Raw genomic sequence first — 16,291 nt, 5'->3', positions numbered from 1 at the left:
CCGGGAACTGTAGCAGCAGTACGGCGCATACCTGATGCCCGGGGAGACCGTCCAGACCGGGTTCCGGCTGGTACGCGACACGTTCATCTTGACGGACAAGCGGCTCATCCTGTTCGACCATCAAGGCGTGACCGGGAAGAAGACGCGCGTCGTCTCCATCGACCTGGATTCGATCTACGATGTCACGATGGAAACGGCCGGCACCGGGTTCGACGACAGCGAGCTGACGATCCATTACATCACCTCTCCGTATTACAAAGCGAACAACTTGCAGACGGCAAGCTACCGGTTCGAGTTCAGCAAAAAATTCAATATTCAGCCGTTCTATGTGGCGCTGGTGTCGCTGGCTTACGAGAACAAGCAACGGATCAACGGTTGAACCAGGAGTCATCCGGCTCTGCCGCGGCGACGCGGGCAGGGTCTTTTTCATCAAAAAAAATTGATCTCCGGGGAAAAATTTAATTTGACTAAACCAATCGGAAATCGTAAGCTTAATACGGTCGGAAATTCGACAATTTTCAACAAAAGGGGTAACCACACCATGAAAAAGCTGTACTTCACTTTGGCCGTCGTGCTGCTGTTCAGCGTATTGGCTGCAGCCTGCTCTTCCGGCAAGTCCGGCGGCGATGACGACAAGAAAGTGCTCCGCGCGGGCTCGACGGGCCAGTCGTTCCCGAACAGCTACAAGGACGGGGACAAGCTGGTCGGTTTTGACGTCGAAGTCCTCGAAACCATTGCCGCCAATCTCGGCTATACGGTAGAATGGGTTAACACCGATTTCTCCGGCCTGATGGGCCAGCTCGAGACCGGCAAGATCGACACGGTCGCCAACGTCGTGGCGGTGACGGAGGAGCGGAAGCAGAAGTTTGACTTCACCGTGCCTTACTCGTACGCCGGCGTGGCGATCGTGACACACGTGGACAACACGGACATCAACACGCTGGAGGACCTGAAGGGCAAGACGGTCGCCGGCGTGCTCGGTTCGCAGAACGTGAAGAACCTGCAGAACTACGATCCCGAGATCAATGTCCGGACGTACGAGAACCGCGACGGCGCGCAGAACGATGTCCTGAACAAGCGCGTCGACGGCTATGTGCAATCCAAGGCGAATCTGATCGCCGAGATCAACAAGAACAACCTGCCGCTCAAGTTCGTCGGCGAACCGTTCCACTATGAGGATGTCGCGTTCCCGTTCGTGAAGAGCGAGAAGAACCAGAAGCTGATCGAGCAGTTCAACGCCGAAATCGAGAAGCTTCGGGAGGACGGCACGCTGAAGAAGCTCTCCGAGAAGTATTTCTACGGTGAGGACGTCACGACGAAGAGCGAGTAATCTGAACCGCGCGAAAGCGCATGGGAGCGGGCGATAGACGTGAATTTCGATCCATCCTACATCATTGAAATATTGCCGAGGATCATTCAGTACATCCCGATCACGCTGCTCATGGCGGTGCTCGCCATGATTCTGGCGATCGCGGTCGGGCTGGTGCTGGCTCTCGCCCGCAACAGCAGGAACCGGCTGCTCAGTTCGGGAGCGGCCGTCTATATTTCTTTCTTCCGCGCCATTCCGATGCTGGTGCAGCTGTTCCTGATCTACTACGGCCTGCCGCAGCTGTTCCCGGTATTCACCAAAATGGATGCCGTAACGGCGGCCGTTATCGGATTCGGATTCAAGCAGGCGGCGTTTCTGGCCGAGATTTTCCGGGCGGCGTTCCTCTCGGTGGACAAAGGGCAGATGGAAGCATGCATCACCGGCGGCATGACGAAGCTTCAGGCGTACCGGCGGATCATTCTGCCCCAGGCGGCGCGCAACGCGCTGCCCGGCACCGGCAACATTTTCATCAGCCTGATCAAAGAGACGTCCCTGGCGTTCACGCTCGGGGTGGTCGAGATTTTCGCCGAAGCGAAGATGCAGGCCGCCGAATCGTTCCGGTTCTTCGAAGCCTATCTGGCGGTCGCCTTGATCTACTGGCTGCTGATCATCGTCTATACGTATCTGCAGCAGAAGCTTGAGAACTATCTGGATCGCCCATATCGGACATGAAGGTTGATTGGCCATGATCAAAGTGACAAACCTCAAGAAACGATTCGGCGACCTCGTCGTGCTGAACGGCATCGACTTCGAGGTGAAGGACGGCGAAGTGCTGTCGATCATCGGTCCGTCCGGATCGGGGAAATCGACGCTCATCCGCTGCCTGAACTTCCTGGAGCGGCCGGAAGCCGGCGTGATCGAGATCGGCGGCGTGCGGGTTGACGCCGAGAAGTGCACGAACAAGGAAATCCGGCAGCTTCGCCTGCAGACCGCGATGGTCTTCCAGAATTACAATCTGTTCAAGAACAAGACCGCTCTGCAGAATGTGACGGAATCGCTCATCGTCGTGAAGAAGATGCCGAAGAAGCAGGCGGAGGAGCTCGGCATGGAGCTGCTCCGGCAGGTCGGCCTGGAAGACAAGCGGGACAACTATCCCGCCACGCTCTCCGGCGGCCAGCAGCAGCGCGTCAGCATCGCCCGGGCGCTCGCGCTCAGGCCCCACGCCATCCTGCTGGACGAGCCGACGTCTTCCCTCGACCCGGAGCTCGTGTCGGAAGTGCTGCAGACGATCAAGAAGATTGCCGAGATGGATACGACGATGATCATCGTGACGCACGAGATGGATTTCGCCCGGGATGTGTCCGATCACGTCATTTTCATGGCGGACGGCAACATCGTGGAGCAGGGCCCGCCGGCCGAGCTGCTCGATAACCCGCGGAAAGAGCGGACGAAGCAGTTCCTGCGGACATTCCACGCGAACAGGAAGCGGTGACGATGGCGGACAGTCTGACGTTGGCGTTCCTGGACAAGCTGTGGCGCATGCCTTTCTCCGGGGAGAGTCTGGAGAAAGCGAAGTACGGCATATTGGATTACATCGCATCCGCCTTCGCCGGGAGGGCGGATGCCGGCGTTATGAAGCTGATCCGGGCGGCGGACGAGGAAGGCGGCCGGCCGCTTGCGCCGGTGCTGTTCCACGGGTGCCGCGTCAATCGCGGGCAGTCGGCGCTCATCAACGGCTTCATGGGCCATGCGCTCGATTATGATGATGTGCATGCGGAGGTGCGCGGCCATCCGAGCACCGTCATTCTGCCGGCGCTCATCGCGCTCGGCGACCGCGGCGGCGACGGCCGGCGTTTCCTCGAAGCGTATATCGTCGGCGTTGAAGCGATGGCGCGCATCGCGCTGGCGCTGTCGAATGAACATTATGAGCGCGGGTTTCACAACACGGCGACGGCGGGCGCGTTGGCGGCGGCGATCGCCGGCGCGCATTATCTGGACTGGCCGGCGGAGCGGGCCGCGCTGGCGCTCGGGCTCGCCGCGACGCAGGCCGGCGGACTGCGCGTCCACTTCGGCACGGAGACGAAGCCGCTCCATGCCGGGCTGGCCGCGGCCGCAGGGATCCGGTCGCTGCTGCTCGCGGAAGCGGACGTGCAGGGAAGCCGCGCCAGCCTGGACGGCCGGCTCGGCTATTTCGCCGTGTTCGGCCAGGGCGAAGAGCGGGCGCGCGCCGAACTGCTGCGCGAGGACGCCGTCCCGCGGATCGTCAGCCCCGGCCTGTGGCACAAGCTGTACCCGTTCTGCTCTGCGGCGTATTTCGGCTGGCACGCGGCCGAGCAGCTCGGCCGGATTCCGCTCGACCGGATCGAAGCGATCGAGATCGCCTTCACCGGGCGGAGCGATGCGGCGCTCATCCATCAACGCCCCTTGAACGGCGAAGAGGGCCGCTTCAGCATCGAGTATATCGCCGCGCTGATCCTGAGCGGCCGGGGCATCCGCGCCGGCGACTTCCAGCGGGTGCCGATCGACGGCGAGATCCGGGCCTACATGGACCGGATGCGGCGCACGAACGTAATGGACGAGCCAACGGGCGTGAGGTACACGCGCATCACGGTGACGCTCACGGACGGCGGGACGGTGACCGCCGTCGGCGACCGCCCGAAGGGCTCCCCCGGCAATCCGGTCACGGAGGCGGAGCTTGAGCGCAAGTTCGAAGAAGTCGTGACCGGTCCGAACGCGGCGGCCATACGGGAACAGGTGCTGCGCCTGGATGAGGCGCGGGATGTGAGGCCTTTCATCGGTCTGCTCGGCGAAGGATGACGGACCGGTGCATAAGCGAAAGTCCCGGCACACCGGCCGGGACTTTCACACGGCTCCAACCTTGACGGGTTGGGGCTTTTCTTATGACTGCGAGAAATCGAAGGACAGGCGGTTGACTTGGTCAATCAGCCGTTGCAGGCCGGATGCGTCCGCGCTGTAAGGCCGGACATCGCCGCCGAGCCAAGCTTCGGCCTGTTCCCGCGTGACCGTCATGCTGTACGAGGCGCTGCCGTCCGGGTTCGTCTGATCGCCGATCGAAAGACTGATGCGGTCGACGTTGTCGATCAGGCTGAAGAGCAGAACGGCGTTGCGGCAGAATGTCTCGTAGGCGGCGTCTCCTGTCTCTGCCTGATCGGCAGCTGCATTCATTTGGTAACGGATGATCACGCCGTAAGGCGGTTCGGTTGTCTGCAGCTCGATGCCGTTCCAGTCCAAGCCTTCCGGTTCGGGCATGCCGTGGATGAGACCGCCGACTTTGCCGGCATGGCCCACGTACAACGTCTTGTTGTTCATCAACTCGGTCAGGTTGTAACCGGAATAGAACGTCTGCCGGTCGGTGTGCGGCACCGGCTGCGCCATCTTCGGGTTTGTCGAGCACGCCGCAATCAGGACGGCGATGGCCAGCATGTACCCGGCGATCACCCGGGCGGATGGTTTCCGGTACGCGAGAATGTTGCGAATTCTCGCCTTCACCTGGTTTTCGCCAAAAGCCGGAGAAGACCCGGCGCGAAGCCCGGAACTGCGGACGGCACACGACAACAATGCGGCAGCGTATGGCCGCTTGTGACGGCCGCCCGTCTTGTCCAATACCTTCTCGTCGCAGGACATTTCCATATCTTTGCTCATCAGCGCATAAGACAGCCAGATCAGCGGATTGAACCAGTGGATGATTACCATGATATAGGCCAGCGGTTTGATCACATAATCCCGCCGGTCGATATGGGTCTGCTCATGCAGAAGGACGTACGTCAGCTCCTGTTCGCTCAGGCCTGTCGGAACGTAGATTTTCGGCTTGAGCAGGCCGAAGACGAACGGCGTGTCAATCCGGTCTGACTCGTAAATATGATCGCGGATGCGGACGGCTGTCCGAATGCTGTTTCGAACGTTCCAATAGTTCACGGCGCTTCTGGCCAGGAGAACGATGACGCCGATGATCCAGATGATGCCGCCGAGCCGGATGAGCATGTCCAGCATGTCCACGCCCGGCACTTTCGCGGCGGGCATCATCGTCTCCGCCATGCGCTCGATCCCCCGCATGCCGGCATCCATCGCTGTCGTTTTCAGTTCAGGGGACACGAAGGTCATGAAGCCCGAATCTTCCGCGGCGAGAGGCTCAATCGGCCGCATGATGCTAAGCGGCGACGCAAGACGAACCGGTATGACGAGCCGGACGGCAACGGCAATCCACAGCAGATAGGACAGCACGGCGGGAGCGCGCCGCAGCGCCAGTCTTGCCGCGATCACCACGAGCGCCGTGAACCCGGCGGCAATGCTCATATTGACAACGGTGAAAAACAGGTTCGTCACTCCGCCGCCTCCTCAATGATCCGTTTCAACGCCTCGGCTTCCTGCCGGGTCAGTTTCTTGCCGCCGAGGAAAGCAGTCAGAAACTGCGGGAGCGATCCATCGAAAGTTTTGTCGACGACCGCCCGGCTCTCGTATTGCTGCACATCGGCTTTCTTCACAAGGGCTGTGACCGTCGCATTCTCATTTTTCAGAATCCCTCTGCTGCACAGCTTTCGCAGCACGGTATAAGTCGTCGATTTCTTCCAACCGAGCTGCTCCCGGCTCAATCTCACCAGATCCGTCGAATTGATCGGTTCGTGATCCCAGACCAGGCACGCAAACTTGTATTCGGCCTCAAACAATTTGGGCGGTTCCATCGCAGCCATCGCCTTTCTGCAGGTTTATCGTAATCGACCTAACGAAGAGTCTATCGCAATAAACCTGTTCTGTCAACGGTGCCCGCGCTAGTGGAACGCGAAAAAAAAGCCCCCGCATACGAGCATGCGTGCGGGAGTCGGTTGGCAGCGGAGCTGCGGCCGTCTTTGCGGCGCAACTCAACGCCTCGGCCGAAGGGCGAAGGGCAGGTACAGGATCACGCACATGGCCAGCGCGACGCCTTCCAGCGACAGAATGTACCACGGCCAGGGGCCGAGCAGGTCGAGCAGCGACGGGTCGTCCGGCTTGCGGGCGATGAACATGTAGTTGCCGCCGGTTATGGCATTGACGATGCCGATGGGGATGAGCAGGATGTTGAGCCAGAGCATGGTGCGCCAGATGGAAGACCATGTCGGCCGGAAGCCGTACGCGGCGATCATGAACAGGCTGGAGACGATGATGCCGCCATGGGCGATGAAGAAATAGAAGAAGGTGAAGTGCGGATACCCCGACAGAATGGCGGCGGGCGTCAGCAGCGCCTGCAGCGCCCCGCCGATGCCGGCAAAGTAGTTGAATTCAAACAGGCGATAGCTTCGGGTCCAGAGCATGATGAAGGACAGGATCAGCGTCAGGCTGCACAGATGCAAGGGCAGGGTGTAGGCCGGATCCCACTGGTCGGCAACGAAATACCAGATATGGAGCGCAATGTCGAGCAGCAGCAGCATCGCGGCCAGCGCGTGGCGAATGACGTCCGCGAGACGCGGGCGCTCCCGCAGACCGCGCCAGCCGAGGGTGAATGCGCTTACCGCCGCGATGATGACAAGAGACACCCAATGAGACGGCGAATAGAACGTGAAAGGAGCCGTTTCGGAGCCGAAAAAAGGCACCCGTTCCATACCGTCAACCCCCTTTTCGTTTTTTCTCTGTTTTGTTCACCATTTTTTCACAAATCAACCCGTTCTGGCAACATGTTTGTGCGCATGAAAAAGGGCCCGCCTGGAAGGCAAGCCCTTTTCCTTTCCAAATCCTATGAATTATATGAACCGGGACAGCGAGAAGGCGCCGAGATCGAAGCGGGTCGAGCCGTTCAGCAGCAGTTCCGCGGCGATCTCGCCGAGCGCGCTGGCGAATTTGAACCCGTGGCCGGACAAGCCGCCGATGACGAGCACGTTCGGATGCTGCGGATGCCGGTCGATCACGAAATCTTCATCCGGCGTAAACTCGTACTTGCAGACGGAGCTTTGCAGCAGCGGCCCCGCCGCCCGCGGCATATACTTCTGCACGACCTGACGCAGCGACTGCTCGTCCGTCTCGTAATGCCCGAACGGATGCAGCGGCTCGCCGGGCCGCCAGTCCCGGCCGCCGTCGTGCTTGCCGATCTTCAGGCCGCCGCCCAAGTCGGGGAAACCGTAAAACCCGCCTTCCGCGGTATGCAGCGTGAAGCCGGGAAACTCGCCGGCGCGGTATTCGGCCGATTCCGTCCCGAACCAGCCGACCGGGATGCGCAGCGGCCGCAAGGGGAAGCGGACGAACGGCTCCAATTGTTCGAACCATGCGCCGGCGCTGAGCAGCGCCTTCTCCGCGCGGAAGACGCCCTCGGCGGTCTCCGCGGCGACACCGGCCTGATCCGCCGTCACGCGCAGCACCGGCGTGTTCGTCACGAGCTTCGCGCCCGCCGCCTCCGCCAGCCCGCGATAAGCGGCGATCGCACGCTCGCTGAACAGATAGCCCGCTTCCGGCTCGTACATCCCGATGAAATGGTCGGGCAGGTCAAGTCCAGGCCATCTTCTGCGCATCTCGGCCCCATCGAGCATTTCCACGGAGACGCCGAACGCCCGGGCGTCATCCGGGCGGCTGCCGAAGCTGTAATGCTCCGGATCGGCGATGTTGATCACGCCGGAGCGGACGAGCAGCGTCGTCCCCGCAAGCTGCTCCAGCTCCCGCCACAGCTCGTCCGCCCGGAGCGCGAGAGAGATATAGGCGGAGCCTTTCTTGTACGCGTGGCGGATGAGCCGGGTCTCGCCGTGATGGCTGCCCTCCCGGTGGGGCGGGTCGAAGGCGTCGATCAACAGCACGCGCGCGCCGCGCCGGGCAAGATGATACCCGGCGCTCATGCCGGCCGAGCCCGCACCGACCACCATGACGTCATAGATCGGCGCGCTCATCTGCCCGTCTCCCCGCTTTCCGGAAGCAGTTCCTTCTTGTAGAAGATCGTCGTATGCCCTTTGCCCAGATCCTTCTCCATGATCGGCACATACCCCCTGCGCACGTACATGTCGCCGAGCCACGGATGCTCCTTCGCGGTGCCGAGCGACACGGCCGGACTTTTCAGGGTGTCGCGGACCATCGTCTCCTCGCACCAGCTGAGCATCGCGGAGCCGATTCCTTTGCGTCCGAGGTCGGGATCGACCGCGAACCACCAGATGTGCGGCACGCCGAACGGTCCGGGCTGCGGCCCCCAGGGCATCCGCAGCGTCAACGTCGCGAGCGGCTTCCCGCTTTCTTCCATAATAAAGCACATGTGGTTGCGGATGTTGCTTTCCACCAGCGCCAGATCGGCGGTGGCGGCCGCGAAGTTGATGCCGAGCTCGCGGATCGGCTTGTAGGCCCGGAGCGTCAGATCGAGCAGCGCAGGAGCGTCCTCCTTGACGGCGAGCCGGTAAGTGAAGTCAGACATGCGGGGTCACCTTCATCTCTCGTTCATATGGGAAAAAATCAACGCATGAACCGTCACGCCAACGTTTCAAGCGCAAGTTCCGCCGCATGTGCGAACAGGACGGCGCTGACCGGCAAGGCATCCTCGTTCAGCGTGAACTTCGGGTGGTGCCATTCCTCGGTTCCGCTTGTGCCCATCCAGATGAAACATCCGGGGACATGCTCCTGGTAGACGGAGAAGTCTTCGCCGGCGGTCGTCGGCCGCGCCTCGACCACCGTTAGGCCCAGCTCTTCGGCGGCCCGCGTCATCAGGGCGGCCATCGCCGGATCGTTGTTGACGAAGTGCTGGCCTTCCGTCCAGATCAGCTCGGCCGACGCGCCGTAACCGGCGGCTACGCCCTCCGCCACCCGGCGGATCTGTTCCGGGATGCGCCGGCGCACGTCGGCGTTGAAGGTGCGCACGGTTCCTTCAAGTTCGGCGCAATCCGGAATGACGTTCCACGTCGCGCCCGATTGGAACCGGCAGACGCTGATGACCGCGCTCTCCAGCGGGCTCACGTTCCGGCTCACGATGGTTTGCAGGGCGCCTACGATGGCGCTGGCGGCGACGATCGGATCGACGGCGGCGTCCGGGATCGCGCCGTGGCCGCCCTTGCCCGTCACCCGGATCTCGAAGCGGTCGACGCTGGCCATCAGCGCGCCCGTCCGGATGCCGACGGTCCCGACCGGCAGCTCCGGCTTGTTGTGCATGCCGAGAATCGCGTCGACGCCTTCCAGCACGCCGGCCCGGATCATCGCGCGGGCCCCTGCAGCGATCTCTTCAGCCGGCTGGAAAAGCATGCGCACGCGGCCTTTCAATCGATCCCGCCGCTTGTGAAGCAGCAGCGCCGCGCCGATCATCGAAGCGGTATGGAAATCGTGGCCGCACGCATGCATTTTGCCCGGCTCGCACGACGCGAAGGGCAGGCCGGTCTCTTCCGTGACGGGCAGCGCGTCGATGTCGGCGCGCAGGGCGACCGTCGGACCGGGGGATGCGCCTTCGATGTCGACGACCAGGCCGGTCTTGAGGCCGAACGTCTGCACGCTCAGGCCGGCTTCCTCCAGCCAGCCGCGGATGCGCCGGGTCGTCTCGAATTCTTCCAGCGACAGTTCCGGATGCATGTGCAGTTCGCGTCGGATGGCGACAAGATGCGGCGCGAGCGCTCCGGCCGAATCTTTCAAAGCTTGAAGCGGCATATCGACCATCCTCCTTTTTTAGAATAGGTTGTCATTTCAGTCTTCCCTGAGCCACGGCGACTGTTCCGCACGGGCCAGCACCCGGTCCACGATCTGCGGCGCCGATCCGAGGTAGGCGGCAGGGTCGAGCAGCTCTTCCAGCGTCTTCTCGTCCAGCGCTTCGGCCACCCGCTTGTCCGCCAGCAGCACGTCCTTGAACGGCGTGTTTTCCTCCACCGCCTTCATGGACAGCTCATAGATGACATGGTGCGCGCTTTGCTTGCCGAGGCGGTCTGCCAGCGCGAACATGACGCGCTCGGACAGCAGCAGTCCGCCGAGCCGATCGAGGTTGCGCCGCATGTTTTCGGGCTTGACGACGAGCCCTTCGAGCACCGCCTTCGTCGAGGAGAGCTGGGCGGAGAGGTAGATGCACGTCTCCGGCAGCGCGATCCATTCGCCCCGCCAAGACATCGCATCCCGCTCGTGCTCGACGATCATTGCCTCTTGTACGAGCGCGACGTTGTAGCGGACCGGCTTCGCCAGGCTGGCGATGCCTTCGAACGCCGCGGGATTGCGCTTGTGCGGCATCGTGGAGGAACCGATCTTGCCCGAGGTGAACGGCTCTTCCAGCTCATCGATCTCGGTGCGCATCAGGTTGTAGAATTCGTTCCCCAGCTTGCCGAGCGTGGCGCTGATCATGCCGAGGATGCCGATGTATTCCGCCTGCCGGTCGCGGGAGGAGTGCCAGCAGATGTCGGGCGCGTGAAGCCCAAGCTTGCGGAGCGCGAGCGCCTCCACTTCGGGGCCGAGCGGACCGAACGCCGCGTACGTGCCGACCGCGCCGCCGATGACGCCGGTGAACACGCGCGCTTCCGCTTCCTTCAGCCGGTCGAGATGCCGGAGCACTTCGCTCAGCACGACGGCGATCTTGAAGCCGAACGTCGTCGGCAGCCCCTGCATGCCATGCGACCGGCCGGCGATCGGCGTGTCACGGTATTCGCGGGCGAGCCGGGCGAGCTGCCGGGCGACGGCGGAGAGATCGCGCACGATGATCGCGTGGGCTTCCTTCAATTGAAGCATCATGCCGGTGTCGACGATGTCCTGCGTCGTGGCGCCGAAATGAACGTACTCCCCGGCCTCCGGCCCGCAGAGCGCCTGCAGCGCCCGGATCGTCGGCATCAGGGAGTGCTTCGCCTTCAGCACTTCGTCCGCGATCGCCTGCAGGTCGAGCAGTTCGACCCTGGCCTTCTCGGCGATGACCTTCGCCGCATCCGCGGGAATCAGTCCGAGTTCCGCCTCGGCGAGCGCGAGCGCCGCCTCGACGTCGAGATGTTTCTGCAGCCGGTTCTCGTCCGACCAGACGGCGCGCATCTCGGGCGTGCCGAACACATTGCGAAGCATGACCATGTCAATGACGTGTGAGGACATGTTGGTTCCCTTCTTTGCTGATTGGTGTGGGTTTCGTCGCCAAAATCCGACTTAATCACTTGGTTATCGCTTATTGTACTACTAGCATTCCCGGCGGTCAATGGATATCCGCTCCCAGCTCTTGCGCAGCCGGCGGCAGGCACAGTATAATGGTGGAAATCTGTTAGCGACGATGACCGGGAGAGTACTCCGCTGATCAAGCCCCATGCAGCGAGCCGGGACGGTGGAAGCCGGCGGGTCCCAGCGGAGGAAGCGCACCCGCGAGTTGGTTCCCTGAACCGCTGACGCCGGATGACGTCGGCGCGCGTAGGGGAACCCGGCAGAACGCCGTTATCGCTTCAAGGGGAAGATGCCCGTCCCGATCTCAAGCACGATGGCGTGCGGAGACGGGAACGATGAGGCGCGTCTTCCAGAAGAGTGGCACCGCGGATAAACCTCCGTCTCTTTCATGGGACGGGGGTTTTGTGATGATCGGGCTTCTTGAGCTTTGCGCGGAGGTGCAAGACATGGTACTGGCTGCGATTCCGGCTGAGGGACTGCCCGTGAAGATCGCGCTCGAAAGCCGGCAGGACGGCGGCGAGACCGCGCGGTCGGTGCTCGACGGCAGGCTCTACGCCAAGGCCGGCGCGCTGTATCTCCGTTATGCGGAAGAGGACGGCCGGATCCGCTCGACGCTGCGCTGGGACGGCAGGACGCTGCGGCTTGTTCGCACGGGGGACGTCGAGAGCGCCCAGACGTTCGAGCCGGGCGTTGAGACCGGAGGCTATTACCGGACGCCGCTCGTCCGGTTTGATCTCCGAACGAGGACGCGCCGGCTGCGCGTCGAGGCGGACGGCCGCAGCTTTCCGATGGTGTGGAGCTGGGCTTACCGGCTGGAAGCGGGGGGCGCCGATGCCGGAGAATTCGTCATCAACCTAACGATACGGGAGGCAGATGAATCATGAGTGATCATGTATTGGAACGCATCCATCAGCGGGTGAAAGACGCCATCGCGGATGCGGCGGTCGCCGCCGGGATCGCGGCGCGCGACGAGCTGCCGGCATTCGTCGTGGAGGTGCCGAAGGACAAGGCGCACGGTGATCTTGCGACGAACGCGGCGATGCAACTCACGAGGCTGGCGAAGCGGAATCCGCGCCAGATCGCGGAAGCGATTCTGGAACATCTCGACCGGGGCGCCGCCATGATCGAATCCGCCGAGATCGCGGGGCCCGGGTTCATCAATTTCCGCCTGGACAAAAGCTATCTCTACCCGGTCATCGGCGAAGTGCTCCGGGCGGGCGAATCTTACGGCCGGGTGAATATCGGCCGCGGGCAGAAGGTGCAGGTCGAATTCGTCAGCGCGAACCCGACCGGTTCGCTTCATCTCGGCCACGCGCGCGGCGCGGCGGTCGGCGACGCGCTGTGCAACGTGCTGGACTTCGCGGGCTATGACGTGACGCGCGAGTATTACATCAACGACGCGGGCGCGCAGGTCACGAACCTCGCGAAATCGATCGAGGCGCGCTACCGCCAGCAGCTCGGCCTCGAAGCGGAGATGCCCGAGGACGGCTACTACGGCGAGGACATCATCGGCTTCGCGAAGGAGCTGGCGGAGAAGGAAGGCGACCGGCTGCTCTCGCTGCCGGATGACGAGCGGCTGCGCTTCTTCCGCGAGTACGGCCTGACGCGCGAGCTGGACAAAATCCGGCGCGATCTGGAGCGGTTCCGCGTCAAGTTCGACAACTGGTTCAGCGAGACGTCGCTGTACGAGACCGGCCAGGTCGAGGCCGCGGTGGAGGCGCTGCGGGAGCGGGGCATGGTCTATGAGGAAGACGGCGCGGTCTGGCTCGAGTCGACCCGGTTCGGCGACGACAAGAACCGCGTCCTCGTCAAGCAGGACGGTTCCTACACCTACCTGACGCCGGACATCGCCTATCACCGGGACAAATTCCGCCGCGGATACGACCGGCTGATCAACATCTGGGGCGCCGACCACCACGGGTACATCCCGCGGATGAAGGCCGCGATGGCCGCCCTCGGACACGATCCGGACAGGCTGGTCGTCCTGATCGCCCAGATGGTCAGCCTGTATCAGAACGGCGAGAAGGTGAAGATGTCGAAGCGGACCGGCAAGGCGGTGACGATGGAAGATTTGATGGACGAGGTCGGCGTCGACGCGATCCGCTATTTCTTCACGATGCGCAGCATGGATTCGCATCTCGACTTCGACATGGATCTCGCCGTCTCCACGTCGAACGACAACCCGGTCTATTATGTGCAGTACGCCCATGCGCGGATATGCAGCATTTTCCGGCAGGCGGAGGAGCAGGGGATCGCCGTCGACCACGACAAGGCGGACCTGACACGGCTGACCGCCGAGGCGGAGTTTGAGCTGCTGCGCAAGCTGGGCGAGCTGCCGCAAGAAGTGGCGGATGCCGCGGAAGCCTATGCGCCCCACCGTCTCATCCGCTATGTGTATGAACTCGCTTCGCAGTTCCACAGCTACTACAAGGCGGAGCGCGTCATTACGGACGACGCGGCGCAGACCGGAGCAAGGCTTGCGCTGCTGGCCGCCGTCCGGACGGTCATCGCCAATGTGCTGCGGCTGATCGGCGTTTCGGCGCCGGAGCGGATGTAAGATTCAGCCGAGCCGGTCGGCGGCCGCCAGCATGCGCATCACGTCGATCTCGCCGGTCCGTTTCGGCGCCTTCGCGCCGCGCAGGGGATTCATCGAATTGCGCAGAATCTCCTTGATCTCGGCCGGCGAAAGTCCCGGCCGGTAGGCGAGCAGCAGGGCGATCGCTCCGGTGACGTGGGAGGTTGACATCGACGTGCCGCTCATCTCGTTGTATTTGCCCCGCAGCCAGGCGGAGATGATTTTGTCCCCCGGCGCATAGATGTCGACCAGACTGCCCCGGTTGCTGAACGGTGCGATTCTCCGCATCCGCGTCGTGGCGCCGACGGAGAGCGTCTGCGGGAACCGGGCGGGATAGTCGATCGCCTTGCGCTTCGCGTCGTTTCCGGAAGATGCGACGATGATGATGCCGGCGCGCCAGGCGTTCTGCACGGCGGCCAGCAGCGCGCGGCTGCGCGTCTTCATGCCGAAGCTCATGTTAATGATGTCCATCCGGTTGCGGATGCACCATTCGATGCCGAGAATGATGTCGGAGACGTAGGCCGAGCCGTTGTGGTCGAACGCCTTCACCGGGTGGATGACCGCGCGGGGTGCGACGCCGACCATGCCGTGCAGCTGGTTCGCGGCCGCGATCGTGCCGGCGATGTGCGTGCCATGGCCGTTGTCGTCATGCGGCAGCATGCTGCGCGCCAGCAGGTTGATGCCCCGTGAAATGGAATGACGGAGATCGGGATGGCTGAAGTCGACGCCGGTGTCGATGACGCCGACTTTGATGCGGTAGCCGGTCGTCAGGCGCCAGGCCATCGGCGCGCGGATCTGTTTCACGCCCCACGGAATGCCTTGTTCGACGGCGGGCGCACTGCGAACGGTGCCGTGGACAGCGATGCGGGAGTCCGGCTCGAGGGCGCATCCCGCCCACGGCAGACCGGTCGGACGGCCTGCCGGAAGCATGAAGCTGACGCCGCGGATGAGCGGAAGGAGCCGGATGGCCGGACCTTCCGGCCGCCCGGGAGGATGCCGCGCCGTCCACTCGCGGACGAAGCGGCGATAATCTCTGGGGTGGCGAAACCTGAGCATGCAGCGGACTCCTTGACGGTCCGGGGCGGTCAGCGCCCTCTCCTCCAGCCATCTGAGAACCGGGCTTAAGTCCATCGGCGCATTCCTCCCGGGTGGAACATGCTGGACTTATACTATGAGGGCGTCTGGACAGCGGCATGAGCAGATGTCCCGCTCTCCCGAATTGGGCGGCCGGCGGGCGGCGATCCCCCTTTCGCGTTGCTTGCTTTTTGAAATGAAATGAGGTTTACTATAGGTTGACAATGGATAGAACTATGCTGGTTAGATGACTTGCGCGAGAGGATGTGTTCGATGAGCGGCGAGATTCGATTGAAGCTCGATCCCGAACGGATTGAAGAAATGCCGATGGTCGATCTGGCCTTCGAAATTCTGAAAACAGCCAACGAGCCGATGTACTACCGGGATTTGATCCAGGAGATCGGCAGGATCCGCGGCTTTTCCGAGGAGAAAATCAACGAAGTCATCGCGCAGATTTATACGGAGATCAACATCGACGGCCGGTTCGCCTGCGTCGGTTCCAACGTGTGGGGGCTGAAGCGGTGGTACCCGGTTGACCGGAGCGAAGATCCGTCCCTCGGGGCGTCGCGTCCGCGCATCATCAACGATGATGACGAAGAGGAAGAGGATCTGTACGGCGACGAGGAAGAAGCATACGTTACGGACGAAGAAGATTACGACCTCTACGACGAGGACGGCGAAGATCTGTACGACGAAGCCGACGACGAAGCGGATGTGGACGAGGAAGTTCCGATCGACGACGAAGAGCTCGACGAGCCGGATCTCGAGGTCGACGACGAACTGGAGCCGGAGGTCGAGGACGAGTTCGAGGACGACGCGGACGATCTCGATGCCGAAGACGAAGAGGACGTGTGACGGGACTCCGCAGGCGCGAGCCGCAATCCGTTCGCTTGGCAGACAAGAGCAAGCAGGTTTCATGCCTTGCATCGCCATGTCTGTCGACGCGAGACGGACATGCCTTCTCAAGCCCGAAGGCATCGGCCGTTTCACTTGACCTCCAAGCACAAGCAGGACTGATGCTTGTATAGGCTTGTCGGTCGACGCGAATCGGACGCGCCGGCAGGAAAGGCGCGGCGCCAGCCGATTCACTTGACCTCCAAGCACAAGCAGGACTGATGCTTGTATAGGCTTGTCGGTCGACGCGAAACGGGGTTGCCTTTTCGATGGAAGGCACAGGCCGTTTCACTTGACACAGGCGCGGACACACGGGTAAACTATTGCTTGGGCTATAGATCGCTTTATACACGGCAAGCGTATGAAAAGTGCCCCGCGGCGCG

15 protein-coding genes and 1 pseudogene are annotated in these 16,291 nt (G+C 62.5%); 8 read left to right on the top strand and 8 right to left on the bottom strand.

Going from position 1 to position 16,291, the window contains the following annotated elements:
- Positions 1–28 precede the first annotated feature (28 nt).
- The 5 genes and pseudogenes from C6W55_RS11185 to C6W55_RS11165 all read left to right on the top strand — a co-directional run.
- Positions 29–379 (top strand): annotated as a pseudogene (locus C6W55_RS11185) (PH domain-containing protein); the annotation flags it as partial.
- A 162-nt stretch (positions 380–541) separates the two neighbouring features.
- On the top strand, positions 542–1,330 hold the full coding sequence (locus tag C6W55_RS11180; RefSeq protein WP_015256311.1) for an amino acid ABC transporter substrate-binding protein: 789 nt from the start codon (positions 542–544) through the stop codon (positions 1,328–1,330).
- A gap of 39 nt (positions 1,331–1,369) precedes the next feature.
- On the top strand, positions 1,370–2,041 hold the full coding sequence (locus tag C6W55_RS11175; protein ID WP_015256310.1) for an amino acid ABC transporter permease: 672 nt from the start codon (positions 1,370–1,372) through the stop codon (positions 2,039–2,041).
- A gap of 13 nt (positions 2,042–2,054) precedes the next feature.
- Positions 2,055–2,801, top strand: coding sequence for an amino acid ABC transporter ATP-binding protein (locus tag C6W55_RS11170; protein ID WP_015256309.1), 747 nt, complete (start codon positions 2,055–2,057; stop codon positions 2,799–2,801).
- Between the two features lie 2 nt (positions 2,802–2,803).
- Positions 2,804–4,126, top strand: coding sequence for an MmgE/PrpD family protein (locus C6W55_RS11165; protein ID WP_286892674.1), 1,323 nt, complete (start codon positions 2,804–2,806; stop codon positions 4,124–4,126).
- 81 nt (positions 4,127–4,207) lie between these two features.
- Here the strand turns inward: C6W55_RS11165 and C6W55_RS11160 are convergent, their stop codons facing one another.
- The 7 genes from C6W55_RS11160 to purB form a co-directional block, all read right to left on the bottom strand.
- A complete protein-coding gene (locus C6W55_RS11160) occupies positions 4,208–5,653 on the bottom strand; it encodes a M56 family metallopeptidase (protein WP_286892673.1) in 1,446 nt (481 codons plus the stop codon).
- Positions 5,650–6,009 carry a BlaI/MecI/CopY family transcriptional regulator gene (locus C6W55_RS11155; RefSeq protein ID WP_015256306.1) on the bottom strand — a complete coding sequence of 120 codons (360 nt, stop codon included), beginning with the start codon at positions 6,007–6,009 and terminating at the stop codon, positions 5,650–5,652. The genes C6W55_RS11160 and C6W55_RS11155 overlap by 4 nt, the downstream gene beginning before the upstream one ends.
- A 177-nt stretch (positions 6,010–6,186) precedes the next feature.
- A complete protein-coding gene (locus C6W55_RS11150) occupies positions 6,187–6,903 on the bottom strand; it encodes a YwaF family protein (protein ID WP_286892672.1) in 717 nt (238 codons plus the stop codon).
- Between the two features lie 138 nt (positions 6,904–7,041).
- Positions 7,042–8,172 carry an N-methyl-L-tryptophan oxidase gene (gene solA / locus C6W55_RS11145; RefSeq protein WP_286892671.1) on the bottom strand — a complete coding sequence of 377 codons (1,131 nt, stop codon included), beginning with the start codon at positions 8,170–8,172 and terminating at the stop codon, positions 7,042–7,044.
- Positions 8,169–8,684 carry a GNAT family N-acetyltransferase gene (locus tag C6W55_RS11140; RefSeq protein WP_015256303.1) on the bottom strand — a complete coding sequence of 172 codons (516 nt, stop codon included), beginning with the start codon at positions 8,682–8,684 and terminating at the stop codon, positions 8,169–8,171. The genes solA and C6W55_RS11140 overlap by 4 nt, the downstream gene beginning before the upstream one ends.
- Before the next feature lie 53 nt (positions 8,685–8,737).
- Positions 8,738–9,898, bottom strand: coding sequence for an amidohydrolase (locus tag C6W55_RS11135; protein ID WP_286892670.1), 1,161 nt, complete (start codon positions 9,896–9,898; stop codon positions 8,738–8,740).
- A 36-nt stretch (positions 9,899–9,934) separates the two neighbouring features.
- Positions 9,935–11,305 carry an adenylosuccinate lyase gene (gene purB / locus C6W55_RS11130; protein ID WP_286892669.1) on the bottom strand — a complete coding sequence of 457 codons (1,371 nt, stop codon included), beginning with the start codon at positions 11,303–11,305 and terminating at the stop codon, positions 9,935–9,937.
- Positions 11,306–11,811: 506 nt separating this feature from the next.
- On the opposite strand from purB, the gene C6W55_RS11125 reads away from it, so the two are divergent.
- Together C6W55_RS11125 and argS are read left to right on the top strand one after the other, a co-directional pair.
- Positions 11,812–12,249, top strand: coding sequence for a YwiB family protein (locus C6W55_RS11125; protein WP_015256300.1), 438 nt, complete (start codon positions 11,812–11,814; stop codon positions 12,247–12,249).
- The gene (argS, locus tag C6W55_RS11120; protein WP_015256299.1) at positions 12,246–13,922 is read left to right on the top strand and encodes an arginine--tRNA ligase; all 1,677 of its coding nucleotides are present in this window, start codon (positions 12,246–12,248) and stop codon (positions 13,920–13,922) included. The genes C6W55_RS11125 and argS overlap by 4 nt, the downstream gene beginning before the upstream one ends.
- 3 nt (positions 13,923–13,925) lie before the next feature.
- On the opposite strand, the gene C6W55_RS11115 is transcribed toward argS, so the two are convergent.
- Positions 13,926–15,071, bottom strand: a complete 1,146-nt coding sequence (locus tag C6W55_RS11115) for a S8 family peptidase (RefSeq protein WP_286892668.1) — start codon at positions 15,069–15,071, stop codon at positions 13,926–13,928.
- 216 nt (positions 15,072–15,287) lie between these two features.
- Between C6W55_RS11115 and rpoE the strand changes: the two genes are divergently transcribed.
- Positions 15,288–15,869 (top strand): DNA-directed RNA polymerase subunit delta, encoded by a 582-nt coding sequence (gene rpoE / locus C6W55_RS11110; protein WP_286892667.1) that lies wholly within the window; start codon positions 15,288–15,290, stop codon positions 15,867–15,869.
- The last annotated feature ends 422 nt before the right edge of the window (positions 15,870–16,291 follow it).

It is taken from the genome of Thermobacillus sp. (assembly GCF_003390775.1).
Lineage (GTDB): Bacteria > Bacillota > Bacilli > Paenibacillales > Paenibacillaceae > Thermobacillus > Thermobacillus xylanilyticus.
Note: the sequence above shows the minus strand (reverse complement) of the source record. Positions and strands in the feature narration are given on the sequence as shown.